The sequence below is a fragment of the Bacillus sp. FJAT-44742 genome, assembly GCF_002797315.1.
GTDB classification, from domain to species: Bacteria; Bacillota; Bacilli; order Bacillales; family Marinococcaceae; genus Thalassorhabdus; species Thalassorhabdus alkalitolerans.
Genome location: NZ_KZ454936.1, coordinates 895,061 through 918,825, shown reverse-complemented (window position 1 = coordinate 918,825; position 23,765 = coordinate 895,061). Strand labels below are relative to the sequence as shown.

The following is a 23,765-nucleotide window of genomic DNA, read 5'->3' as shown; positions in this document are numbered from 1 at the left end:
GTCCTCCTTTTTACTCGTCAATATCCTTTTTTTGCATTGCTTTTTGGAAAGGGATCCTCTGCCGTTCCTTTGTTCTGCTCTGTTGAGGCCTCGTTGTCAGCTTGTTAAAAGGAAGCCTTAAAAATGCGTCTTTCCAATCGTTCAGCCTTAGAGGATAAAGGGGAGCCAGATAGGGACGCCCAAGGGAATTAAGCTTGATGAGGTGAGCAATCGTAAACATAAGGCAGACTACAATTCCAATGCCTCCCATTAAGACGGCCCCAAGCAAGAATGGAAATCTGATCACACGGATCGTATTACCCATTTGATAAACTGGGGTTGTAAAAGAAGCCAGTGCGGCCAGTGCCACTACGATTAAGAGAATATTACTCGTCAGACCTGCTTCTACAGAGGCTTGACCAATTACAATCCCTCCTACGATACCAATCGTCTGTCCTACCTTAGTAGGAAGCCTTGCTCCAGCCTCTCGTAACAGCTCAATGGTTAACTCCAGAAATATGGCCTCAATAATTGGAGGAAAGGGAATATTACTGCGAGATAGAACCAAGGTTGTTAATAATTCTTTTGGAATAAGTTCATAATGAAATGTTAAAACAGCCACATAAACAGGAGTAGCCAGGACTGAAAATGAAACAGCAGCAAAACGAAGAAGCCTGACAAACGATGCAATCTGCCAGGGAAGGTAGTAATCTTCCAGCGAAGAGAAAAATTCTATTAAGGTAGCAGGGGTCGTGATACCTTCTGGTGACCCATTGGCCATAAATACTACCTTACCTTCTGTCAGTGCAGCAGCCACCCGGTCGGGCCTTTCTGTATTAATAAACTGAGGAAAAATAGAGTACGTATGATCCTGAATCATTTGAGCCAGACTGTTGCTGTCAAGAACCTGGTCAGTCTCCAGCTCAGAAATACGCTGAATGACTGTATTGACATTGTCTTCATCAGCTACATCTTTTATATATAAAACAGCAACTGAGGTTTTTGTGAGAGAACCGATTTCCATCTTTTTAATGTAAAGAGTAGAAACAGGAAGGCGTTTTCTAATTAAATGAATATTGGTATCTAAAGTTTCTACAAACGCTTCCTGGGGACCAGCTACACTAAATTCAACTTCCGGCGGTCCAACGTCTCTTTCTTGTATGTTAGGTACACCTGCCAGAAGCCCAATTGCGTCATTTTCTTCTTTGTGAATAAATACAGACCCTTCTAATAAAGCCTTTTCAATGTCTGTAAACTTTACATTTATAGAAGTCTCTTCAACAGAGACAATGTTTGAGATATCTTCGTAAGTACTCCAATTCTTCTCCTTTAAGGGCAGAATAATATTATTTTGAATTTTTTCTTCAGCAGTCAGCGTTTCAAAATAATAAAGGGAAATGAACCCTGATGAGGTATAAACCGGCTGCTTTTTAAAGTCATTACTTTGAAGCTCATGGCGCTTTAATCCTTCTTTTATGCTCTCTGGAGGCCGTTGCTCTCCCGGCTGTTTTCTTTTAAAAAACCTTTGAAGAAACAAGGGATACCCCTCCTCTCCGTTCTCTATTCATTTCTTTAGTATGAGAGAAGGCTCGTTTCTTTATTCTTATAACCTTGAGTGAGATACTTTTTCTAACTAAATTTTTTTCATAACAAACAGCGAAAGGACCCCCTATGATGGAAGTCCTTTAGCTTCTGCTTCTCTGGATGAATAAACGAAGGCTTGCTTTTTCTTGCTTTTTTATTATTTTGAGGATGATAAAATATTTACAGTCAGTTCCCCTTGATTTTTATTTGTTTTTGTTTCTATGAGAATAGGAGCTTCGTTTGAATTTTTGAACCTAAAATCAGGTCCTTCCCAGGATACGGTAGCGTCTCTTCCAGGCGGCACATACCCAATGTCTTTGGAATGAGTGTGTCTCTCGGTCACGGCTAAACCCGCTTGATCTACAGCATTAAATAGTGTGCTTGAGGTCTGGCATATCCCTCCGCCAATACCCCATACAAATTGCTGATTAACAATTTCCTTTGCCGGCTGATATCCTTTGTCTTCCGTTCTTTCCCCTACAGCATCATTAAAAGAGAATTCCTCACCAGAGGGAACAATATGATAGTGAAGGCTTTCTGCGGAAAGATTAATATTTTCAGAGCGTCCAGCGTCACCGCCATTGAAATATGTAGTGAAGCTTCCTAAGTTCTTATCTGTTATCCCCTTGAGGTCTTCTGGCTTAAGCAGCGGCTGAATCTCTTCCACGGTGATTTCCAGGACATTTTCATCAAAATCCATCTGTAATAAAGTTTTTTGAGTCTCTTCTTTATTCAATCTTTTTCCAGGAGATCCTTCGACTACTTCCCCATTTTCTGTCAACCCAGGGTTTTTTGCTGGTTCATACACTAATTTGTCCAGCTCTTTCAAAAACGCATTCAGCTTATTTCTTTCCCATTTATCTCCTGGCTGGTAACCATATTCGTGGAGTAAAAATGATTCCAGGGTTTTTCCTTTTTCCTTTGCCTTGATCTCCCACATATATGGAGCTTTTATAAGCGCCGCAGAATTCTCGGCACTGGCTGCAAAGCTTATCTCACGTGCTTCTTCTTGAAAAAGCTGAACGAAAATACCTGCGGCCACAAAACAGATGCTGCCAGCTAAGATCGTCTTTTTCATAGATCTCCCTCTTTTTTTAAAGTTTGCTTTCTCCTCTTCACTTTATGAAAGGGATGAGAAAAATAAGACCATAAAAAAACCAGGTGAGAAAGGGGGCTCACCTGTTTTTGTTTATTTTTTATTTTTTCCTCGAAAAACAATCGCACTTCTTTCATATTCCACATCGGGAACAGAAAGACGGAAGTTTGCAACTCTGGCCGCTGCAAAGAAGTAATCAGACAGGCGGTTTAAATATTTTAATACCTCCAGGTTAATATCTTCTTCTTTTTTTAATCCAGCTACTATACGCTCTGCTCTTCTTGCCACAGTCCTGCATACATGCAGCTCTGCTGCAGCCTGCGAACCCCCGGGAAGAATAAAGCGCTCTAACTCAGGAGCTTCCTTAATGTACTCATCTATTCTGTCTTCAAGGGAAGATACCATTTCACTTTTAACCTTTACAGGGGCTTTTTCGTTTACGGTAGCAAGATCTCCGCCACAGTCAAACAATTCGTGTTGAATTTTCATCAGTTCAGGGACAATATCAGGGAACAGTTCAGGATCCATGACACTCACTGCTTTTCCAACAAATGAATTTAATTCATCACAAGTCCCGTAGGCTTCAACACGGATGTGGTCTTTGTCTCTTTTTCCGCCAATAATGCTTGTTTGGCCGCTATCACCAGTTCTTGTATATAATTTCATATTACTCCTTCTCCCTTCCTTTTAAAAGGTTTCCTATACCAAACCATAATACATACGCCTTTTCTGACTTTTTCACCATATATTGATAGAGCCTGCCGGTTTCGTCACGCCACCTTCTATCTTCTTCATCAACAGGGACAATTCCTTTGCTTATATCCGTGCCTATGATAAGTAACAGCCTTCCTTCTTTGTTTCTTTCCCACTCCAGCCAATGCTCTATGCTGCTAAGCACAGCCCCATAATTCCCAGCACACTGTTTCATCCAATGTTCCATTCCTTCTAATATCATAATGTCTTGAGAAGAATCATCACAAGAAAGACTGTCGCCATCGTATGCACATGCCCATACATACTCCCTTTGTGATTCATACAAGTACGTCTCTTTTACCCATTGTCGTTTTCCGTTGAAGGCACCACCTGTAATGAAATGCATACTCTCCCCCCTTCTCTTTCTTGAAAAGAAGCCTTAATCCCCCCACCATAGGGGATGTGCCACAAAGAAGATTTCTGATCTGCAGCCACCTTGATCCACTCTCTGATGACGCCTCCATGTGTGAAAATCACTGTGTTCTCTGCTCCGTGGTTCCATGCAGTCTCCCATGCTTCCTGAATTCTGAAATGAAAAGCTGATAATGTTTCTCCTCCAGGGGGGGAAACAAGTGACGGGTCGTTAAGCCATTGACGGTACCTGGGATTTTCTTTTAAATCTTCATATGTTTTCCCTTCCCACGTGCCAAAATGGATTTCTCTCCAGCCTTGATCAATGATTGGTTTCTTCCAAGGATAAACCATTGATGCTGTTTCCTGGCAGCGCAAAAGGTCACTGGAGAAAAGAAGACATGAGGAAGGGAGGTTCAGCTCTTTTATCAGGTTTGAGGAAGGCTCCCAGCTGCTTTGTAGCGAAGGGTTGCTCCAGCCGCAATATCTCCGCTGTTCGTTGTAGTCTGTCAGACCATGGCGAAGTATCCAAATGTAACGAGTGTCATCCATAATAACGTTTCCGTCCCTTCACATAATGCTCCTGCCATATCTCCATTTACTCCGCCAAAGTGTCTCTTAAAAAAGAAGTAAGCCAACACATAGCCTCCAGTCACTGTAATACATAACAGGAAAGTCAATTCTAAAGACAAAGGAAACAGAAGGAGTAGAAGAAAGGCAAGAAACACAGCAGCGAGTACATCTTTCTTTTCTATTTCTGTGCGAAACCAGACAGCCAGACCTTGACGGGAAGCTAACGGAGCAAGAGACAATAAGCAAGCCATTGAGACTCTTGCCAGCATAGGAATACAAATAAGGAGGAAGAAAAGCTCCCAAGTAAATAACCCTTGTGCTTCATATAGAAAAAGAAATCTTCCCCCAAGAAGGAAAACTACTGATAAGACAGCAAAAGACCCGACGTGGGGATCTTTCATTATTTTCATTTTCTTTTCTTTCTCCTGCCGTGAGCCTACCGCATCACTGACATCCATCCAGCCGTCAAGGTGAAGACCGCCGCTTAGCCCAGCCATGATAACCAGCAAGAAAAAAGCGGTGACGGCAGGAGGAAGCCATGGAGAAGCAATCAGATAAAACAACGCGCCTGTCCCGCCAATACATGCACCAATAAGGGGAAAAAAGGGAAGAGACCTCCTGGCTGAAGCTGTACTCCAATCCACTCTCTTTCCGGCCGGGATAACCGTTAGAAAGCTTAAGGCAAGAATCATGCCTTTGTACCACCTCATTCTTTGTTCCTTCCCTTCATTAAAAGGGGCATATCATGTTCCACCATATACGCATTATCTGCCAAACGTATGAGCTGTTGGTGAAGCCTTCCTAAAGCCGCCATATACTGATAAACAAACGGATCATCTGGGACCGGTGCCTGAAAAATATCATTACTAATTAAGATTAAGTGCCTGCTCTTTTTCTTCAGATCTATAGTCACGTTCATCATGCGCTCCTTGACATCATCTACGGGCAGAGCATCTTGAACTGATCTATGACTGTAAAATAGCTCATTACTCAGCCAAGTGGTGATGCAATCGAGAAAAACCGTGTCTCTCTTGGTAACAAGTGGAACGCATTCATGAAGATTTCTTGCTTTTTCGATCGTTTCCCAGCTCCTGACACTTCCTTCTCTCCTTGCTTGATGTTCATCAACCCGGCTCTTCATCTCCTCATCTGTTATTTTTGAAGTAGCTACATATATCAACCTTCCGTCCCTGTCCACTTCTTTTTCTGCCAATCCCTCGCCAAATTTACTTTTTCCGCTTCTGACACCTCCGCAAATGAAAGTCATCATCGCTCTTTCCACCATTGCATGACTGCCAAGAGACGGTCGTTTTCTTCTTTCTTTTTTACTGCCATTCGTATGTAGCTCCCATTCAATCCAGAGAAATTATAGGTGTGTCGCACATGAATGCCTTTCTCGGAAAGAAAGGTAATCAAAGGTAATAAATCTTTAGTAGGGTCTTCTCGAAGCAGGTAATAGTTTACAGTTGATGGAGAAATGACAAAGCCCATTTCTTCCAGATTGGTTTTCACCCGCTCACGCTCTGTGGCAATCATGTTTACTGATGCATCTGTAAAACTCTGTTCTTTGAATGCTTGTTTTATCGCGCAACCCGCTATATTATTCACGCTCCATGCAGGCATAAGCTTCTCTGCTTGTCTTACTTTATCAGGTGAAGCAATCAGATACCCCGCTCTTAACCCGGGTATTGAAAACATTTTTGTCATTGAACGGATAATGATAAGGGTGGGGAAGCTGTGTCTCCAGGATAATAAATGGCGATGATTAACGGTAAAATCGTAAAATGCTTCATCGCAGACTATATCAATATCCCTATCATGACAGGCTTGAAACATTTTGCTCAGCAGTTCCTCCCCATAGGAAACACCAGTGGGGTTATTGGGATGAGAAAAGAACACGGCATCAACACTGGAAAGTGCCCCAAGAAAATCATGCAGGGAAGGCTGCCACTGGTTTTCTTCTTGGGCCATGATTGTTTTAATCCTTGCTTCGTTTGCCTCTAAAGCCGTGCGGTATTCTGCAAAGGAAGGCTCTATTAAGAGTACGGTTTTATCTTTATATAATCGGGCAAGAAGAAAGATAATCTCCGATCCCCCGTTGCCAGCTAACACTTCCTCTTTCCTTACTCCTGCAGCTTCTGCTACAGCCTTTCTTACATCCTCGCCCTGGGGGTGAGGATAATAAAAGGCTGCTTCCATCCAGGACGGCCATAACTTTCTAAACGAATCAGGTGGTCCAAAGGGATTCGTGTTTACACTGAAATCAAGAATGTCCTGGGGTACTGAGGTACCAAGTCTTCTGGCTAATTCATTTGGCATCGCTCCGTGTTCAGGCCAATGCATAGACAACTCCTCCTATTAACCAGCAAAAAAGTATAAATACTGCTACTGTCTTTTTCATGATATGAACGGCTTCTAAAATTCGATCAGGAGCAAGTTCTTTTGTTCCCCTGCCAAAATGAGGTCTGGATACCATTTTACCGTGATACATTGTATCCCCGCCAAGAGTAACGCCTAGTATGTATGCTATGGCTGCCTCCCCATACCCGCTGTTTGGGCTGTCATGAAGCTTTGCATCTCTCATGGTTCCTTTCATGCTTTCGAAAGTAGAGAGTGGTTTGCCAGCGCCAGCACTTATCACCATTAATAAAGCAGTCAGCCGTGCCGGAACAATATTTGCCAGATCATCTGCCCTGGCAGCTGCCCAGCCAAAATGAAGGTATTTGCTTGTTTTGTAACCGACCATTGCATCACATGTATTAATGGCACGATAAAGGTAAGCAAGAGGAGCTCCTCCAATAAGGGCATAGAAGAGAGGCGCTGTTACACCGTCAGACGTATTTTCGCCCACACTCTCCACAGCCGACCTTACCATATCCTTTTCTTGCATCGTCTCTGTATCCCGGGAAACGATCATCGCAGTCTGTCTCCGAGCCTCATTAGTGTTTCCCTCTCTTAGAGGCTTGGCAATATTTTCAGCCGCTTTTTCTAAGCTTCTCTGTCCGATCGCAAGCCAAATCAGCACACTCTCAGTGAGTACACCAACGACTGGATGGATGCTGTAAGCGGCAACAACAGCGGCTGAAATGACACCAAGGGTACAAAGGCAGACAATAAAAAGGAGAACTCCCCCTCTGGCTTTTAAAAAAGTGCCCTTATTTAATTTCTTTTCTAAAAAAGAAATTAGAGTACCCATTACTACCACCGGGTGCGCTTTTGAATGAGGATCACCCAGGAAACGATCAAGCAGCACCGCTCCGGTCAGTGCCATCAAATGATACATCATCAAGCCATTGTTTCCTTCCTGCGAAAATAGGAAGAAAGCGATTCTGTCACAGCTTCATAAACCCCTCTTCCGATTTGGCGGCCAAGAGGCGTAACCGTTCCCCCATACTCATGGGTTCTGCCCTGCTGGCTTGCCGCCACCACGATACTGTCCGTAGATGTGCCTGTCGCAATCGTTTTTGTTCTCTCATCCAGTATCCCAAAGTCTGCCAGAGATTTTGCTTTCGCTTCCGTAGCGGTCATTAAAGCCTGAACAAAGGCGGCATCAGGAAGCGTGCCGTCTATAAACACCCACATATTAATTGTGCCCGCTGTTTCTTTAACGGATTGATGAGTATGTGCTCGAGCCGCATCAACGGCATTAGAGGTGCCTGCCGTGACCAGGATCAGCAAATCTGCATCCTCAGTAGAAAATCTGCGGAAGGCGGCGTCTTTCAGAACAGCTGCGGTCATCATCCCTACAGTATCTGCATCGTCAATACCTCTTTGTTGTAAGAATTGACGAAACTCTTCCTCCGTATTATCACAATAATAATCATAAGGGACGTGCCGGTTAACAAAATGGCTGGCCCATCCTATTCCTGATCCGATAACTGCTGAAGAACAAGTTTTAAAGGGAAACGGGACAGTAAGGTGAATGATTTCCTCAGTTGTCTTCTTTTCAATATTTGTCAGCACGTTCATAGATCTCTCCTCTTTACTAGGAGTAAGTGAAAGAAGGGGGCTGGGAACATCCGGATGTTCCTTTCGTGTAATGGCCGTTTCGTAAACTTCCTCCAGCAGATTTCCTTCCATCACCTTGGCAGGGGGACCGAGAGCCTTTTCTTTCCCTTTATCCATGAGAAGCACTCTGTGACAATACATAGAAGCCATATTTAAATCGTGGAGAACTGCCACTACTGTTAACCCTTTTTCACGTGTCCAGCTTTTCAGCGTGTCGAGCAGGCTCATTTGAAAAGAAACATCCAAATGATTGGTAGGCTCATCAAGCAATAGTATATCTGGTTCCTGTGCCAGCGCTCTGGCAAGCATTACTCTTTGCTTCTCACCGCCGCTTAACTGGCTAACAGGCTTCTCCGCAAAGTGAAGGACATTCGTTTCCTGCATTGCCTGGTGGATGACTTCTTCATCAGCTGATGTGGTTAAACCAAGCCACCCCTTTTGATAAGGATATCTCCCAAGCTCAACAACCTGTCTGACACTATAGGAAAAGGCAGTCTCTGCATGCTGGGGAAGTACCGCCATTTTTTTAGCCAGTTGTTTCGAGGAGTAATCCATAATATCCTTGTCACCGAGAAGAACTCTTCCTGAAGAGGAAGGAAGGGCGGCATGAAGGATTTTTAATAACGTGGACTTTCCGCTTCCATTTGGACCTAGTATTCCAAAGATTTCCCCTTTGTTAATGTTAAGGTTAATGTCCTTTACGACATCTTCTTTATTTGTATAACCACCGGAGATATGTTCAATCGTCAGCACGTTTCTGCACCTCCTTTTCTGCTTAAAGCTTTTTGCGTTCTCTCAGGAGAAGCAATCCAAAAACAGGAGCACCAATGATTGCTGTTAATACACCAATAGGGAGTTCCGTCGGGGCAATCAGAGTCCTTGCTGCCATGTCTGTTAATACGAGAAATGCCCCTCCTATCAGTAGCGATAACGGTAAATGATGACGGTGGTCAGCTCCAAACAACAGACGGACCAGGTGAGGGATAACCAGCCCGACAAATCCAATCGTTCCTGAGACCGCTACTGCTGACCCCGTTAACAAGGATGCTCCAAGTAAGATGGAAATCTTTCTTGCTTCTGTATTTACTCCTAACGTTTTAGCTGTCTCTTCACCAAAAACCATTGCATTCAGCTCTCTGCTGTTTGCAAACAGTATAACAGCTCCCGCTATAAAGAAAGGAAGCATAAGAAAGACATGACTCCACCCTCTCATTGATACACTGCCCATCAGCCAGGTAATGATCTGACGAAGTTCCTCACCTGTTAATGCAATCAAAAGAGACATCAACGATCCTAGAAATGAACTGAATATGATTCCCGCTAAAATAATAGTTTCTGTAGCTAAATTCTTTTGCACAATCCTGGCAAAAAACAGTACTAGAAAAAGAGTCAAAAATCCGGAGACCACACTGACAAAAGGAAGAGTAAAAGCTCCAATCAGCGGGAGAGAAAGCCCAAGAAAAAGAACAATCACAGCACCAAGAGCAGCCCCGGATGATACACCCAGTGTGAATGGATCTGCCAGGGGATTTTTTAAAAACCCTTGAAAAGCAGATCCTGCCATGGCTAGAGATGCCCCTACCAAAAGGGCAAGAGTTACGCGAGGAAGACGGATATCCAAGATAATGTTTCGCGTAACGGAATCGATTTCAGCGCCTAGTGGTATTCCGGCACCTTCCTGAAGAAGAACTATCACTGTCGTTGAAAAAGGAATTCCAATACTGCCAATTGAAATACCAATAATAAGGGCTGCAAAAAGGAAGAGAACACTCCCTCCATAAGCAGCCCACTTTTTTTTATTCGTTGTTAAAGACATCAGGATAAACCAGCTCAGCAATTGCTTCAGCACCGTCTACTAAACGAGGTCCTGGTCTTGTAACTTTATCTGCATGTACATCATAAATTCTTTCATTTTCTACAGCTGGAATATCACTCCAGCCCGATCGTGAGAGAATTTCTTCTTCAGGATCTTCCACATAAAAACCATAGGTTGTAATGATCACATCGGGATTTAAGGCGATAACATCTTCTTCACTGTACTGAACCCACCCCTCTTCATTTTGGGCAGCATTTTCAGCATTGATCATTTCCAGAATCTCATGTAAAAAGGTGTTTGTGCCAGTAGTATATATTTCTGGAGCCGGCCCCACCTCAAGCCAGACTGTTTGTCTTTCATCCTCGGATATTTCCTGGGCTTGTTCCTGGAGATCATTAACACCTTCCTGCATCTCAGCTACAAGCGTTTCAGCCTCCTCATATGTCCCTGTGGCCGCACCAATCATTTCAATCGAATCGTAAGCATCATCAAAACCAGAAGCCTCACTTACAAATAAAACGGTAATGTCTGCCTCCTGCAATTGATTGAAACCTTCCTCACTGAAGTGAGCGGAGGACTCATGAGCCAGAACAAGATCAGGCTCTAATGACAAAATGGTTTCCACATCAAATTCCATCCCGCCTACACTCTGAATATCATTCACTTCTTCGGGGTATGTATCGTTGTCAGTAACTCCCACAATGCGATCTCCGGCTCCTAATGCAAAAGCAGTCTCTGTATTGCTCGGAATCAAGCTGACAATTCTTTGAGGCTCTTCCTCAATTGTAACCTCTTCACCAACTGCATCTTCAATCGTCACTGGAAAATCGGCTTCTGCACCGACTTCTCCGTCGGTGTCAGTGTCTTCTTGCGGCTCCTCAGCTGTCTCTTCTTCCATAGATTCTTCAGTCGTATCCTCGGCAGCTTCTTCTCCTGTATCCTCTGTCTCTCCGCATGCTGCTAAACTCATTACTAAAAGTAGTGACGTACCCATTACCCATTGTTTTCTCACTCTTTGTCTCTCCTTTTCATTTCCGTTCTTTCTCTAAAATGGTGAAAGGACTCGATACGGCAGCTTTTCTTATCCCATGGTTACTAACATCCTATAGATGCAAAAAAGCTCCCCTTTTTCAAAAGGAGAGCATACATGTGTATAACCTAAGTCACTGTTAGACAGCCGTAAGGCAGTTATCACGTCTGCTTCCACCTTTTCCTCGAAGGCATGGCATATATTCATCTAAGGCAGGTCTCCTGACTTCCACGTTCTGGACCAGCCTGCCTTCCCAACCTGCTTGCAGCAGACAGTGGCTTGATAGGCTTTCCACGCGTATACAGTGGCGGGACCGTGCCGGATTTTCACCGGGCTTCCCTTTTAACATTTCCCTTGATAGGAAATTGACCATAGATGTGAACGGTATTTTGTTTTCTCCATATTCAAAGTATACAGGATATTTTTTGTTTGAAAAGATGATTTTTCAGCATTTTTTTCATTTTCCCTTTATTTCTCCTTATGGCAAATAAAAATTTGTCGAGGAGATGTGGCGGATTGGTAAGGAGAAGCATCATAATCCCCAAAGTGAGATTGAATAGTGAAACCGCTGCTTTCAAGCATACGTTTAAGCTCATCTGCAGAATAAAGCTTCACTCGTTCAAGGTATTCTCTTTTTGATTCATTATCGTGAATCGTAATCGTTTTCGTAACAAACCCCTTGTCAATTTTCCGCTGCTGCCTGATGTGCAGGCCGTCCTTATTTGATTCATCCTCTGCTATCAGGTTTTTCGTAACATACTCAGGATTTAAATAGTCAAATAAAAACCATCCCCCAGGCTTTAATGCTTGATAAGCATTTTTAAAAACAAGCTCATTCTCTTCATCATCCGGAAAGTAACCAAAACTTGTAAATAAATTAAATACAGCATCATATTCATTGTTAAATTGAATATTTCTTACATCCGCACGCATGTACTTAATAGGAAGGTCACTCGTCAAGTCAATCGCTTTTTTCAATAAAACAGCTGAGAGATCGACCCCGGTGACGTCAAAATCCTTACGGGCAAGCCAGCGGCAATGGCGTCCATGACCACAGCACAGATCCAGCACTGTCATCTTTTTTTGAAGAGGAATATAGGACATTAATGCTTCAAGCTCCCGAGCTGCTTTTTGTTCATCCCTGTGATCATAAATTCTCAGATAGTCTTCCTGAAAGCTTTCTTCGTACCATTCTGTCAATGTGCCCACTCCTTTCCCTGAACTTTTGTATGGAGCTTGTAAGTGTCATCGGACAAAGACTGAGAGAGCTTTCAGCCTGTGCTGCCCTCTCCCTTCTTTATACCGTGCCAAAATAATTCTCTTTTCAACAGCACTAGGAAGACAAATAACTACCGAGGTTATTGAACGTCTTCTCTTGGTATATGAAAGGTAAAAGTCGTGCCCTCCTCCACTTTACTGTGAGCAGAAATCTGGCCGTTATGTCCCTCCACAATATTCTTTGCGATAGCAAGGCCAAGGCCCGTTCCTGAGCGGCCCCGAGTTCTGGCTTTATCTGCCTTATAAAAACGTTCAAACACAAAGGGCAGGTCTTCTTCTGGTATACCTGATCCAGTGTCCTCCACATCAACAGAAACTCCGGATTGGTCTGTTTCCACACGAAGTGTCACCGTTCCGCCAGCCTCCGTATGACGAATGGCGTTATGAATTAAGTTCGTCAGCACCTGCTCATATCTGTCTGGGTCAACATCCATCACAGGCTCTTCTCCGGTAACTTCGGTTTGAAGATTGACTCCCGCTTCTTTAGCCAGGCCGTGAAACTTTCTGGTTATTTTTGCGCTCATTTCATGGATCTGAATCGGCTCTTTATTTAATTGAATATGGCCGGCCTCCATACGAGCAATATCAAGAAGCTCATTGACCAGTCTACCCATTCGGAGAGACTCTTCATATATAATCTGGCCAAGCTCCTTTTTCTCCTCATCTGTAGCTGCAATATCATCAATAATTGCCTCACTATACCCTTGAAGCATCGATATCGGGGTTCTGAGCTCATGGGATACATTGGCAATAAAGTCCTTTCTTAGCTTATCGTGCTGCTTCTCCTCTGTCATGTCTCTTATCAGCACGACGACCCCTCTCACAAAGGTGCCATCGTATAGAGGTGTCATAATAATCGCATAGTGCCGTCCTTGCAAATCAATTTCAGTTACTTGTTCCCGCTCGATCGCTACTACCTGCTGGAAGAGCTTTTTCATATCCTTTGGCAGCTTTTCCAGTGTTAATTCTCCACCCATTTCATAATAATAGGCTTGAAGAAAACGATCTGCAGGAGGATTAGTAATCAAAATGCTTCCTTTGCGGTCAATCGTTACTACCCCGTCGGCCATACTGCTTAAAACTCGGGAAAGCTGCTCTTTTTCTTGATTAACCTGGGTTACGCTTCTGTTTAATTCCCGGCGCATTCGGTTAAAGGCATTAGCAAGCTGCCCAATTTCATCGTTAGTGAGTGTTGGAACCTTTGTGTCAAACTTCCCTTCTGCTACTTCAAGTGTTACCTGCCTCATTTTTCGGAGGGGGGCAGTAATTCGGCTTGAGAGAAAAAATGCAAAAATAGTCGTTAAAATAATAGCAATTCCCGCAGAAAGAAGGATAATCTGCCTTGTCACTCCTGTCGTATCCTCTATTACAGCAAGAGACTGATAAAGAAATAATGCTCCATCATCCTCTCCCATTTCCAGAGGGATACCGACCACAAAAATCTCATTATGGATTTCTTCACCATTTTCATATACCGGAAAATCCCCGTGGGTGACGACACTTTCATTTTCAGTAATGACCCTTGAGAGGATCTCATTTTCTAAGAAAATGTCTGAGGGCAGGTAGACATTATAAGGGTCCTCAGCGGTTGAGGACCAGATGTGTTCCGTGCCTTCAAAGATTGTCAGCCTCGTTTCGTATGAGGCGGCGATCCCTTCAATTGTTTCAAGTGCTTCTATGTCGTCATCAAACTCCTCCATTAAAGAAGCGATTACATTCGCATGATTTGTCAGCTGCTCTTCCGCCTCATTTATATGGAACCCTTCAAAAAACTGCAGGAGAAGAACTGTCAGGAGAAGCAGGACGACTGATACAAGTAAAAGGATGGTAAGCCAAAGCTTACCAACAACGCTTCTCCACAGCATTATTCGTTCACAGCCTCAAATTTGTAACCTACTCCCCATACGGTAGAAATCATATTTGCAGCATTTTCTGACACGCGGCTTAGTTTTTCACGGAGCCTTTTTATATGAGTATCTACTGTTCTCAAGTCACCGAAAAAGTCATAGTTCCATACATCTTTTAACAGCTGCTCTCGTGAAAAGACTTTATCTGGTGACTGAGCAAGGTAGTAAAGAAGTTCATACTCCTTTGGAGTCAGGTTTATCACTTCACCTTCAACGGATACTCTATGGGCATCATTATCAATGGTTAAATAAGGAAAGACCAATACATCCTTTGTTTGCGTTTCTGTTTGGAGGAACTTTGTTGTGGAAGAGCGTCTAAGGAGAGCTTTTACCCTTAACACGACTTCACGGGGGCTGAATGGCTTCACAATATAATCATCCGTTCCTACTTCAAACCCTTGCACCCTGTTTGCTTCCTCTCCTTTAGCTGTGAGCATGATCACTGGGGTCGCTTTTGTTTTTCGAAGCTCCTGGCACACTTCTACTCCATCCATGCCAGGCATCATAATATCCAGTAAGATAAGATCATATTCTTCGTTTAATGCTAACTCTAACGCTTGTTCTCCATGATCGGCTTCCTCAACTTCATAATTTTCTCTTTCTAAATACATTTTCAGTAGACGGCGGATACGATCCTCATCGTCGACTACCAATATTCTTGCTTCCTTACTCATATCGCTTGCCTCCTAATCCTCTTCCTAAACTGTTAGTCTTCATGACTCGTCACATAATGAACATATGAATACATCCCATTCGCACCGTATAAAATGACTGGAGTCATTTTATTTCTTCCATGACCATTCTAACATGATAAGGAAAAGAGCATAAATTAAATGTACTTTTAGCACCTTCCGATTTCTTTACGTTATGCACACAGCATTTCTTGACCTCTTTTAAAAAATCCTCCCGTAAAACGGGAGGAAAATATTATTAAGCGTACGAGTGCAGCCCTGCTATGACAAGATTTACAAAGATTAAGTTAAACATAATAATAGCAAACCCAATCACACACAGCCAGGCAGACCTTTCACCGTGCCATCCTCTTGAAAGACGCAGGTGGAGATAGGCTGCATAAAACAGGAATGTAATGAGCGCCCACACCTCTTTTGGATCCCAGCCCCAAAATCTTGTCCAGGCAATCTGAGCCCAAATCATGGCAAAGATCAATCCACCGAGAGTAAAGACAGGAAAGCCAATCGCAATGGCCCGGTAGCTGACTTCATCGACCATTTGGGGATTAACTCCTTTTAAAATGGGCTGGATAGCTCCACCAATCCGTTTTCTAAACCCTAATCGTAATCCCCCGTAAAGGATAAGACCAGAAGCTAGAGCCCAAACAACCGTATTTAAGTCGTCACTCCGAAGCCATTCCGGCATAAAGACGAAGGGATTCATTCGGTCTTCGCTGATCAGCTCGCCTTCATTCGGTCCGATCAATGCAGGAAGCTCATACGTAATTTCCGCCTCTGCTCCCTGCTCATTTACGTACTGAAATGTCGCCTCATAGTCCATAAGGTTAAATACATTGGTAATGATGACAAAACCGAGCACACTGATTAAAGAATACATAATCAGCTCAAGAGAAAAAGTCTTCTTGTTACGCTGGGTAAAGTCAAGCGTACGAACAAGGTATACAAGACCTGCTGCAAAACCTATCGCAAGGATCCCCTGGCCAATGGCAGTCGTAATGACGTGAATATGAAGCCAGTAGGACTGCAATGCCGGTATTAATGGATCCACTTCTCTTGGGAAAATGGAAGCATATGCAATAATCAGCATCACAATCGGCATCGTAAACAAGCCGAGGACATCGTACTTATAAATAGCATAGAGAATGATAAAAGCAAGCCCCATGCAGATCCCTAAAAAGGTTGTATATTCAAACATGTTACTTACAGGAGGATGCCCGGCTACCGACCAGCGGGTAAAGAAATAGCCTAAGGCAAAAATCAAACCAATAATAGAAGCAATAAAACCTAATCGCCCCCAGCGGTTTCCAGACATTTCTCCTTCCTTGTTACGCCATTTTTTACCTGTCACAGAGACAGCAAAAAATATTGTAGCAGCAAGGTAGCAAAAAAAGGCGACTAATAATAAATTTCCACTAAGTGCGGCCATTGCCCTCACTCCTTCGTACTTTCAATTTTCTCATCCAGCTCTTTTTCTTCTTTTTCAGCCGTTTGATCGGCAGGCATTTCTATGTCTGTCTCATCAGTTACAGACTGTATATCTCGCTTTAGAGTCTGATAGTTTTTATTCGTGTGGCCGGCTACCATTACTTCGCTCCCATTGTATTGAAGCCAGATTCTCCGGTGAGACCAGTAGGAGCCTTGAACGAGACCGATCATAAAGATAATGCCTCCGACAATGATATAAGGAAGGGTCAAGTCTTTGCGAACAGTCAAGGCCGTCACATTGTTGGTTTCGACTCCTGCAAAGCTCATTTCATACTGATTTTCTCCGAACACATCCATATTCTGCTGGATCGCGACAAAGGCGTATTCTCCTTCGTCATCTACGTCAGGACCATGCATTTGGAAAATGAATGCCGGATTATCAGGAATCCTGGATTCAGTAGAAGGAATACCGTCATCATCAAAGAAAAAGTTTGGAAAATAATCAGAAATGACAACACTGTAACCGTCACCGAGATCATATGAATCTTCAGGGTTATAAAGGTCGATGTCAATCTGCCCGAGGGCCTCTCCTGTTTCCCTGTTCTCCATCGTAAAGCTCATCATGCTGAATTCATTGAGCTTATAATCGGTCTGGTATAAGGAAAAGTTATCTACATTCATCGGTTCATTCACACGGATCTCCTGGCGTGCGATTTCCGTTAAATCACTTTCCGCACCAACGGTTCCCCCTGCTTCCCTTTCATAGAGAACAGCATTGGTCTGGAATGTTTCAACGACTGGGCCTCCGGCTCTTTCAATAGCAGCTCCAAACGTTTCATCATCCTCATCATACAGCTCAACAAAAAACTCTTCATTTTCAAGGTAATACTGACCGCCTGTGCCTGGAATAACTTGTGTTTCCCCTTCACGCACCCACACATGTTCGTCCACGTACATGCCGGGGAAGAAGCGGAGCATGGCACCGATAAGAAAAATGATAAGTCCGAGATGGTTCACATATGGTCCCCACCTTGAAAATCTACCTTTTTCCGCTAACAAGTTTCCATTTTCTTCTGTGATTTTGTACTTCTTCTTCTCGAGAATGTCTTTAGCCTTCGCAAAAGCTTCTTCTTTATCAGATACCTTGTTTTTCCCATAAACTCTTTGTCTTTTTAGAAAACCTTCGTGACGAGTGACTCTTTGGGTTTTTAAAGCTCTGTGCAAGGGTACTACTCTATCAATACTTGCAATAAGAAGCGAGATTCCAAGACCCGCCACTAACGCCATGTACCACCACGAACCGTACATGTTATGGAGCCCCAGTTCATAATAAACCTGGCCGGCTATTCCATACTCATCCCTGTAATAAATGGATGGATCCTCTCCTGGAGGAATGTACATTTCCTGAGGGAAAATGGTTCCCAGAATTGAAGCGAGCAGAGTTAAAACAATCAGCCAAATACCTACCTTTACCGACGAAAAGAAATTCCATACTTTATCGACTATCGTTTTGTTATAGGTTTGTGATCTTCGTGCTACTCCTTCATAACGCATATTAATAACTTCTTTGTTTTCAGCTGCTTCCTCCAAAGGCTTTCCGCAGGATTCGCACAGCTGAGTGCCATATGGGTTCACATGACTACAGTTATCGCATTTTACCTTGTTGCTCATTTGAACACCTCGTAACTACTGTTCAGGCTTAATCTTTTCCATAAATTCTGCTACCATATCTTCTGTCATCTGTCCCACATGCTTGCCCACGACTGTTCCATTTTCATCTATGAGCAGCGTTGAAGGCAAAGGGCCGATTCCATAGGCATCTACAATATTATTTCCTTTATCAAGTAAGATTGGAAAGGTAAGGTTGTGGCGAGATACAAAACGCTGAACCACCAGCTCAGATTCATTTACGTTGACAGCAAGTATTTCTACACCTTGATCCTTAAAGACTTGATACTGGTTTTCCATATAGGGCATTTCTCGTTCACATGGAGGGCAAAAGGTTCCCCAAAAGTTAAGAAAAACCCCCTGGCCTTCATAATCTGCAAGCTCTACCCTCTCTCCTTCCAGGTTTTGAAGGACGAAATTAATGGCTTGATCCCCTTCAGCTACTACCTCCTGCTCAGAGAAAAAGTTCATGTAAAACGTATACAACAGAGCTGCCGCTATGGCGGATAACACAGTACTTCTAACGATAAGCCTGCGTTTTTTATTCATTTTTCCTTCCTCCTGCCACCTCATAAAATAAAGAAAATAAGTGATCAATCGACATCTTTTCTTACGCCAATATTATTATAACGTTACTTGTCTGTTTATGGGTGACTGCCTTTTGAAACTTATGTGACAGCAAGCTCCCTAAGCTTTTTAACTTCTATTGGCTTAAGCGCCCTTGCTTCCCCGGGTTCCATACCTTCCAAAGTCAGGAAGCCGTATTTCTCCCTTTTCAGCTTCAATACAGGGTGACCTATCGCTTCAAACATCCTTCTCACTTGCCTGTTTTTACCCTCATGTATTGTTATTTCAATAATAGAAGTGTTTCTCTTTTTATTCCCTGATTGAAATTTGACCTTAGCAGGTGCCGTTTTCCCGTCTTCCAACTGAATGCCTCTGGCTAATTGAGTCAAAGCATCTTTACTTGGTTTTCCTTCCACTTTTACAATGTAAGTTTTATTGACCTTGTTCTTTGGATGAGTTAATAAATTTGCAAACTCTCCATCGTTCGTAAGAAGGAGCAGACCAGAAGTATCATAGTCTAGACGGCCGACCGGGAATATTCTTTGTTCTACCTCAGGCAAGAAATCAGTAACGACTTTGCGGCCTTTGTCGTCATTTACCGCTGATATCACTTGCTTGGGTTTATAGAGAACGTAATAGACAGGTTCTTCTTTATCGATAGGTATACCGTCAACCCTTACTTCATCTTTATTTGGCGTAACTTTTGTTCCAAGTTCTGTAACCTTCTTTCCATTTACTTCAACTCTTCCTTCTTTAATGAGGTCCTCTGCTTTTCTTCTCGATGTGACCCCAGCATTCGCGATTACTTTTTGTAAACGTTCCATGGCTTTCACCTCATTCATCATCATACCTACATCCTAATCAATTCTCAAGTTCTCAACGATTAGAGCAAACTGCCTATCACAGCATACCATGTTTTTCCCGGCCAAACATAAAAAAAGCTTGGCAGACGCCAAGTCAGAGTAATTCTCTATTTATTGTTTTTAGTAAAGGAAGAATCAGGAAAAAACGAGAAGGACAATGACAATGGCAGCAATGATTCCCGCCAGATCTGCAAGCAGGCCAACTTTTAAGGCATCGCCCATTTTCTTAATTCCCACTGCTCCGAAATATACAGTCAGAACGTACAGGGTAGTATCTGTGCTCCCCTGCATGGTTGAAGCAAGACGTCCGATCAATGAATCTGGCCCGTAGGTGGCAATCAAATCACTGGTCATTCCTAACGCTCCTGTGCCTGAAATAGGCCTGATCAGGGCAAGAGGGACAATTTCTGCAGGAACACCGAAAACGCCAAGAATAGGCTGTATCCAGGAAATAAGCAAATCCATTGCACCTGAAGCCCTGAATACTGAAATAGCAACCAGCATGCCAACAAGATAGGGAATAATGGAGACCGCCAGTCCAAATCCTTCCTTAGCCCCTTCCACAAACGTTTCATAAGTAGGCACTCTTTTCATCGTACCTAAAAAAAGAATACCTCCTATGATAATCGGGATAATCCATGTGGAAATTAAGGTGACCCATTCCATATTACCTTCTCCTTTTCACTAGCCGGCGGTGGTAAAAGTAACGGTCAATTAATAAAGCGGCGGCCGTGGAACACGCCGTAGCAATAATAGTAGTTCCGACGATTTCTGTGGGGTTGGCTGACTCGTAATTCATTCGAATGGAAATGACAGTGGTGGGAATAAGGGTAAGGCTCGCTGTATTTAGTGCCATAAGTGTAATCATCGAACGGCTCGCTTCATCCCTCCCGTTATTGAGGCGCTTTAGCTCTTCCATTGCTTTAATCCCCATAGGAGTCGCCGCATTACCAAGCCCAAATAAATTAGCAGTCATGTTTGAAATAATATAACCCATGGCCGGATCATTCTTGGGTACCTCTGGAAAAAGCCTGCTGACAACAGGGGAAAGCATCCTGCCAAGTAAATCAAGCAGGCCGCTTTTCTGGGCTATTTTCATCAGCCCAAGCCAGAATGCCAGAATACTGATTAAACCGATACATAGCACCACTGCTTCTTCAGCACCCTTAAATACAGCTTGATTGACCTCTTCCATTTTCCCGGTAGCAGCCGCAACAATGAAACCAATGATCAGCATGGAAGCCCAGATGATGTTTATCATTATGACTCACTCCGATAAGGCCCTGTACAGACCCCTCAATTTCGCCCAGAATCCTTCCTCTTTATCAGATGATGTATCTCTCTTAAAGTATAAGGCAATCGCATGAAAAGGCTCTCCGTTCAAGGAGTACTCAAGCTTTCCCACTGGCTGGGGAGGAATGTATGAATCTGCTCTCTCTTCTGATGGGGGTTCATACAATACAATTTGTTGTTTTACGTTCCTTTTCTCCTCCTCTGTCAGGGGGTAGCGATACGTATAAGGGATGAGCACTTTTTTGTCGTAAAAAGGATCATCTGTTTCCTTTAGCAGCCCTTCTTTCGCAAGAACTTCCATATCGTAATTTTCAAAAGTCCATTCATACATCTTTATATGGTCATTCCAATCAGAAGGAGCATTAATTGTTACTGCGATGAGAGACATGTCGTCTTTTTCAGCTGTGGTGACAAGTGTTCTTCCCGCTCGTTTTGTATAACCTGTTTTCCCTCCGGTACAATACTCATACAACTGTGTTAGAAGACGATTTTTATTGCTCCATACCCTGTCCCAATCTTCCCCTTCCTGGGGAGCACGGTACGTTTTGGTTCCTGCCACTTCCTGGTACTTTTCATTCTTCATGGCGTACTTTGTAAGCAGAGCCATATCATAAGCCGTTGAATAATGCTCTTCATGATCATCCAGCCCATGTGGATTAGCAAAGCGGGTATTTGTCATTCCTATTTCCTGTGCTTTTTCATTCATTAAAAAAACAAAGCCATCAAGGCTCCCGCCTACATGCTCGGCTATGGCTACCGCTGAATCATTTCCAGAACGTAGCATCAGTCCAAATACAAGATCTTCTAGTTTAATGTTCTCTCCTGGCTTTAAGTACAGGGACGACCCTTCCGTATAAGCTGCATTTCCGCTTACCTTCACTGTTTCATCCAGCTTCCCTGATTCAATCGCTATAATTGCCGTCATAATTTTTGTAATGCTGGCAATACGCATCTGTTGATCTTTATTTTTTTCATACACCACCCGTCCTGATTCAGCTTCCATCAAGACAGCTCCCTTTCCCGACACTTCAAATGGGGCAGCCTCAGCAGCAGAAGGAAATATTTGAAAAAGAATGAAAAAAACAAGCAGTGATCCATATAATCTTCGTTTCATCTCCACCCCAGCTTCCTTCCTGTTTCTATTTCTCCTTGAGGAGAACAATGATACAAGCTCAGCTTGTTTGTACATTCTATGTATTAAGCCGTTGTTTATGAATGGCTCATAAAAAAAGAAAGGAAGGCCCACAATACAAAGAAAAGGGGGTGCAGGAAATAACGGAGACGTTTCTTTCAGAAATGCTTACTGTTCTCTTGCGGATCATAACTATTTTTCCTCTTTTACTTGTTATTACCTTGTACATGGGCAAACGTTCCATAGGCGAAATGCCTGTATTTGATTTTCTTATTATTATTACCCTCGCTTCTGTAACCGGAGCTGACATTGCTGATCCTTCTGTTTCCCATGCTCATACAGCATGGGCTCTCGTGATTATCGGGCTGTTTCAAAGATTCGTCTCACGAGTATCCATACGCTGGAGAACATTGGGAAAAAAGATCACCTTCGAGCCTACGATGGTCATCGCCAATGGGAAATTCCTTCCTGAAAACATGAAGAAGATCCGTTATTCTATCGATAATGTCCTGGGGATGTTAAGAGAGAAAGGAAATTTCCATATAGGGCAAGTTAAGCAAGCCATCATTGAAAGCAACGGCCAATTAAGTGTACTTTCTGCAAATAGTGCGGGAGAGGATAAAGATAAAGGTGACGAGCTGTCTTTTCCTCTTATCCTGGATGGAAAGATAGATCAAAAAACCCTGAAAGAATGCGGAATTACAGCTGACTGGCTTGCCACTGTTCTTCGAAAAAAAGGAATCTACCGAACAGAAGATGTCTTCTTTGCAGCTGTCGATCAGCAAAAAAAGCTTTATGTTACGAGACAGAAGGAAAAAGAACCTGAAACTTTTCCCCGCCACTAAAAAACACCCGGTGGAATCCCACCAGGTGTTTTTACGTTTGTGACAAAATCGGGCGAAGAGCGTTCAATACTTTTTCAAGGTCTTTTGCCGACTTACTATACATTGCTTTTGCCTGTTGATCATCTGTTGCCAGCGCATACCCCTCCAGATCTGCCTGACACTTTTTTACTGCTGACAGGAAGAGGGGTTTTTCTATAGGCTGCGGGGTCTGAAGCTTATCATCAAACAGGTCCACTTGCAGCTCTCCCAGTTCGTCCACCTGAGCTAAAAAAATATTTTCTATCGTAATGCCCAGCTTTTCTACTTCTGTTTGAAGCCACTCTCTGGAATATCCTCTTCTTGCCAGTGCCTCGTCTTTTACTTCTCCGTCCTGGACAATTGTTTCTGGTTCTTTTAAAGAAGGAACATCCAATTGTGCTGTTTTAGGAGTCAGGGGCTGCTGTTCTTTTTTAAGAAGAACATTCAACTCGCCATTAGGTTCTAGTAAAGCGAATTCTACATCAGCGACTTGAAATGCCTGCTTTTCCCTAAGCTTTCTTAACAACTGATCAGATGAAAGCTGGCTTTTTTTCATGTGGTCCTCTAATATCTTGCCATCTTGAATAACGGCAACGGGCTTTCCTTCATACCAATATCTAAAGGTTTCGCTTCGAAGAGCAAGAAAAGCCAGAGCAAATGGGAGAAATCCCCAAATCAGCAGAGCAAAAACAGGAAAAGCAGGGGGGATAGCTAAATAAACTGCTGATACTCCTGCAGCTCCACCAGCTGCTATCGATAGCATCCCTTCAAAGGCGCTCCACTCACCGACAGGTTTTCGCACCCACATTTTTGCTATCAGAAAAATTAATACGAATAATACAATGGACCGAATCATCACCTCTACCCATCCAGGCATCCATGACACC

The 23,765-nt window shown here is 43.2% G+C and carries 24 protein-coding genes and 1 riboswitch; of the genes, 1 reads left to right on the top strand and 23 read right to left on the bottom strand.

The window, feature by feature from the left end; all coding sequences use genetic code 11:
- Positions 1–10 precede the first annotated feature (10 nt).
- From CEF17_RS04735 to CEF17_RS04630, 22 genes are all read right to left on the bottom strand, one after another.
- The gene (locus CEF17_RS04735; protein ID WP_232725416.1) at positions 11–1,516 is read right to left on the bottom strand and encodes a spore germination protein; all 1,506 of its coding nucleotides are present in this window, start codon (positions 1,514–1,516) and stop codon (positions 11–13) included.
- A 204-nt stretch (positions 1,517–1,720) separates the two neighbouring features.
- Entirely contained in the window at positions 1,721–2,641 is a 921-nt protein-coding gene (locus CEF17_RS04730; protein WP_100398505.1) for a VanW family protein, read from the bottom strand.
- 111 nt (positions 2,642–2,752) lie between these two features.
- Positions 2,753–3,325 carry a cob(I)yrinic acid a,c-diamide adenosyltransferase gene (locus tag CEF17_RS04725; RefSeq protein WP_100398504.1) on the bottom strand — a complete coding sequence of 191 codons (573 nt, stop codon included), beginning with the start codon at positions 3,323–3,325 and terminating at the stop codon, positions 2,753–2,755.
- Position 3,326: 1 nt separating this feature from the next.
- Positions 3,327–3,758, bottom strand: a complete 432-nt coding sequence (locus CEF17_RS04720; RefSeq protein ID WP_100398503.1) for a bifunctional adenosylcobinamide kinase/adenosylcobinamide-phosphate guanylyltransferase — start codon at positions 3,756–3,758, stop codon at positions 3,327–3,329.
- Positions 3,710–4,315, bottom strand: a complete 606-nt coding sequence (locus CEF17_RS04715) for a histidine phosphatase family protein (protein WP_100398502.1) — start codon at positions 4,313–4,315, stop codon at positions 3,710–3,712. Before CEF17_RS04715 ends, CEF17_RS04720 begins: the two co-directional genes overlap by 49 nt.
- The gene (gene cobS / locus CEF17_RS04710; RefSeq protein WP_100398501.1) at positions 4,273–5,046 is read right to left on the bottom strand and encodes an adenosylcobinamide-GDP ribazoletransferase; all 774 of its coding nucleotides are present in this window, start codon (positions 5,044–5,046) and stop codon (positions 4,273–4,275) included. The genes CEF17_RS04715 and cobS overlap by 43 nt, the downstream gene beginning before the upstream one ends.
- Positions 5,043–5,618 (bottom strand): bifunctional adenosylcobinamide kinase/adenosylcobinamide-phosphate guanylyltransferase, encoded by a 576-nt coding sequence (locus CEF17_RS04705; RefSeq protein WP_198508882.1) that lies wholly within the window; start codon positions 5,616–5,618, stop codon positions 5,043–5,045. Before CEF17_RS04705 ends, cobS begins: the two co-directional genes overlap by 4 nt.
- Positions 5,603–6,679 (bottom strand): pyridoxal phosphate-dependent aminotransferase, encoded by a 1,077-nt coding sequence (locus CEF17_RS04700; protein ID WP_100398499.1) that lies wholly within the window; start codon positions 6,677–6,679, stop codon positions 5,603–5,605. Before CEF17_RS04700 ends, CEF17_RS04705 begins: the two co-directional genes overlap by 16 nt.
- A complete protein-coding gene (cbiB, locus tag CEF17_RS04695; RefSeq protein WP_100398498.1) occupies positions 6,666–7,622 on the bottom strand; it encodes an adenosylcobinamide-phosphate synthase CbiB in 957 nt (318 codons plus the stop codon). The genes CEF17_RS04700 and cbiB overlap by 14 nt, the downstream gene beginning before the upstream one ends.
- Entirely contained in the window at positions 7,622–9,097 is a 1,476-nt protein-coding gene (locus CEF17_RS04690) for a heme ABC transporter ATP-binding protein (RefSeq protein WP_100398497.1), read from the bottom strand. Before CEF17_RS04690 ends, cbiB begins: the two co-directional genes overlap by 1 nt.
- A gap of 22 nt (positions 9,098–9,119) precedes the next feature.
- Positions 9,120–10,160, bottom strand: coding sequence for a FecCD family ABC transporter permease (locus tag CEF17_RS04685; protein ID WP_100398496.1), 1,041 nt, complete (start codon positions 10,158–10,160; stop codon positions 9,120–9,122).
- Positions 10,141–11,154, bottom strand: coding sequence for an ABC transporter substrate-binding protein (locus tag CEF17_RS04680; protein ID WP_100400795.1), 1,014 nt, complete (start codon positions 11,152–11,154; stop codon positions 10,141–10,143). The genes CEF17_RS04685 and CEF17_RS04680 overlap by 20 nt, the downstream gene beginning before the upstream one ends.
- 230 nt (positions 11,155–11,384) lie before the next feature.
- A riboswitch (cobalamin riboswitch) is annotated at positions 11,385–11,579 on the bottom strand.
- Positions 11,580–11,658: 79 nt separating this feature from the next.
- Positions 11,659–12,390, bottom strand: coding sequence for a class I SAM-dependent methyltransferase (locus CEF17_RS04675; RefSeq protein ID WP_157842925.1), 732 nt, complete (start codon positions 12,388–12,390; stop codon positions 11,659–11,661).
- A 158-nt stretch (positions 12,391–12,548) separates the two neighbouring features.
- Entirely contained in the window at positions 12,549–14,333 is a 1,785-nt protein-coding gene (locus CEF17_RS04670; RefSeq protein WP_198508881.1) for an ATP-binding protein, read from the bottom strand.
- Positions 14,333–15,049: a response regulator transcription factor gene (locus CEF17_RS04665; RefSeq protein ID WP_054637369.1), complete on the bottom strand. Its 717-nt coding sequence runs from the start codon at positions 15,047–15,049 to the stop codon at positions 14,333–14,335. Before CEF17_RS04665 ends, CEF17_RS04670 begins: the two co-directional genes overlap by 1 nt.
- A 256-nt stretch (positions 15,050–15,305) precedes the next feature.
- Positions 15,306–16,493, bottom strand: a complete 1,188-nt coding sequence (gene ccsB / locus CEF17_RS04660) for a c-type cytochrome biogenesis protein CcsB (protein WP_100398493.1) — start codon at positions 16,491–16,493, stop codon at positions 15,306–15,308.
- Between the two features lie 5 nt (positions 16,494–16,498).
- Entirely contained in the window at positions 16,499–18,163 is a 1,665-nt protein-coding gene (gene resB, locus CEF17_RS04655) for a cytochrome c biogenesis protein ResB (protein WP_100398492.1), read from the bottom strand.
- Positions 18,164–18,178: 15 nt separating this feature from the next.
- Complete coding sequence (resA, locus tag CEF17_RS04650) at positions 18,179–18,709, bottom strand: thiol-disulfide oxidoreductase ResA (RefSeq protein WP_100398491.1); 531 nt, start codon at positions 18,707–18,709, stop codon at positions 18,179–18,181.
- A 119-nt stretch (positions 18,710–18,828) separates the two neighbouring features.
- A complete protein-coding gene (locus tag CEF17_RS04645; protein ID WP_100400794.1) occupies positions 18,829–19,551 on the bottom strand; it encodes a pseudouridine synthase in 723 nt (240 codons plus the stop codon).
- Between the two features lie 174 nt (positions 19,552–19,725).
- Complete coding sequence (locus tag CEF17_RS04640; RefSeq protein ID WP_100398490.1) at positions 19,726–20,256, bottom strand: spore maturation protein; 531 nt, start codon at positions 20,254–20,256, stop codon at positions 19,726–19,728.
- Position 20,257: 1 nt separating this feature from the next.
- Positions 20,258–20,851, bottom strand: coding sequence for a nucleoside recognition domain-containing protein (locus CEF17_RS04635; RefSeq protein WP_100398489.1), 594 nt, complete (start codon positions 20,849–20,851; stop codon positions 20,258–20,260).
- 6 nt (positions 20,852–20,857) lie between these two features.
- Complete coding sequence (locus CEF17_RS04630) at positions 20,858–21,997, bottom strand: D-alanyl-D-alanine carboxypeptidase family protein (protein ID WP_100400793.1); 1,140 nt, start codon at positions 21,995–21,997, stop codon at positions 20,858–20,860.
- A 182-nt stretch (positions 21,998–22,179) separates the two neighbouring features.
- Between CEF17_RS04630 and CEF17_RS04625 the strand changes: the two genes are divergently transcribed.
- The gene (locus CEF17_RS04625) at positions 22,180–22,860 is read left to right on the top strand and encodes a YetF domain-containing protein (protein WP_232725558.1); all 681 of its coding nucleotides are present in this window, start codon (positions 22,180–22,182) and stop codon (positions 22,858–22,860) included.
- 31 nt (positions 22,861–22,891) lie between these two features.
- Here the strand turns inward: CEF17_RS04625 and CEF17_RS04620 are convergent, their stop codons facing one another.
- On the bottom strand, positions 22,892–23,755 hold the full coding sequence (locus CEF17_RS04620) for a DUF421 domain-containing protein (RefSeq protein ID WP_232725414.1): 864 nt from the start codon (positions 23,753–23,755) through the stop codon (positions 22,892–22,894).
- Positions 23,756–23,765: the final 10 nt, after the last annotated feature.

Bases quoted from the DNA above. Each gene is read 5' to 3' on its own strand.
- CEF17_RS04730 (WP_100398505.1), bottom strand. From the start codon at position 2,641: ATGAAAAAGACGATCTTAGCTGGCAGCATCTGTTTTGTGGCCGCAGGT.
- CEF17_RS04725 (WP_100398504.1), bottom strand. From the start codon at position 3,325: ATGAAATTATATACAAGAACTGGTGATAGCGGCCAAACAAGCATTATT.
- CEF17_RS04720 (WP_100398503.1), bottom strand. From the start codon at position 3,758: ATGCATTTCATTACAGGTGGTGCCTTCAACGGAAAACGACAATGGGTA.
- CEF17_RS04715 (WP_100398502.1), bottom strand. From the start codon at position 4,315: ATGGATGACACTCGTTACATTTGGATACTTCGCCATGGTCTGACAGAC.
- cobS (WP_100398501.1), bottom strand. From the start codon at position 5,046: ATGAGGTGGTACAAAGGCATGATTCTTGCCTTAAGCTTTCTAACGGTT.
- CEF17_RS04700 (WP_100398499.1), bottom strand. From the start codon at position 6,679: ATGCATTGGCCTGAACACGGAGCGATGCCAAATGAATTAGCCAGAAGA.
- cbiB (WP_100398498.1), bottom strand. From the start codon at position 7,622: ATGATGTATCATTTGATGGCACTGACCGGAGCGGTGCTGCTTGATCGT.
- CEF17_RS04685 (WP_100398496.1), bottom strand. From the start codon at position 10,160: ATGTCTTTAACAACGAATAAAAAAAAGTGGGCTGCTTATGGAGGGAGT.
- CEF17_RS04680 (WP_100400795.1), bottom strand. From the start codon at position 11,154: ATGGGTACGTCACTACTTTTAGTAATGAGTTTAGCAGCATGCGGAGAG.
- CEF17_RS04670 (WP_198508881.1), bottom strand. From the start codon at position 14,333: ATGCTGTGGAGAAGCGTTGTTGGTAAGCTTTGGCTTACCATCCTTTTA.
- CEF17_RS04665 (WP_054637369.1), bottom strand. From the start codon at position 15,049: ATGAGTAAGGAAGCAAGAATATTGGTAGTCGACGATGAGGATCGTATC.
- ccsB (WP_100398493.1), bottom strand. From the start codon at position 16,493: ATGGCCGCACTTAGTGGAAATTTATTATTAGTCGCCTTTTTTTGCTAC.
- resB (WP_100398492.1), bottom strand. From the start codon at position 18,163: ATGAGCAACAAGGTAAAATGCGATAACTGTAGTCATGTGAACCCATAT.
- resA (WP_100398491.1), bottom strand. From the start codon at position 18,709: ATGAATAAAAAACGCAGGCTTATCGTTAGAAGTACTGTGTTATCCGCC.
- CEF17_RS04645 (WP_100400794.1), bottom strand. From the start codon at position 19,551: ATGGAACGTTTACAAAAAGTAATCGCGAATGCTGGGGTCACATCGAGA.
- CEF17_RS04640 (WP_100398490.1), bottom strand. From the start codon at position 20,256: ATGGAATGGGTCACCTTAATTTCCACATGGATTATCCCGATTATCATA.
- CEF17_RS04635 (WP_100398489.1), bottom strand. From the start codon at position 20,851: ATGATAAACATCATCTGGGCTTCCATGCTGATCATTGGTTTCATTGTT.
- CEF17_RS04630 (WP_100400793.1), bottom strand. From the start codon at position 21,997: ATGAAACGAAGATTATATGGATCACTGCTTGTTTTTTTCATTCTTTTT.
- CEF17_RS04625 (WP_232725558.1), top strand. From the start codon at position 22,180: ATGCTTACTGTTCTCTTGCGGATCATAACTATTTTTCCTCTTTTACTT.
- CEF17_RS04620 (WP_232725414.1), bottom strand. From the start codon at position 23,755: ATGCCTGGATGGGTAGAGGTGATGATTCGGTCCATTGTATTATTCGTA.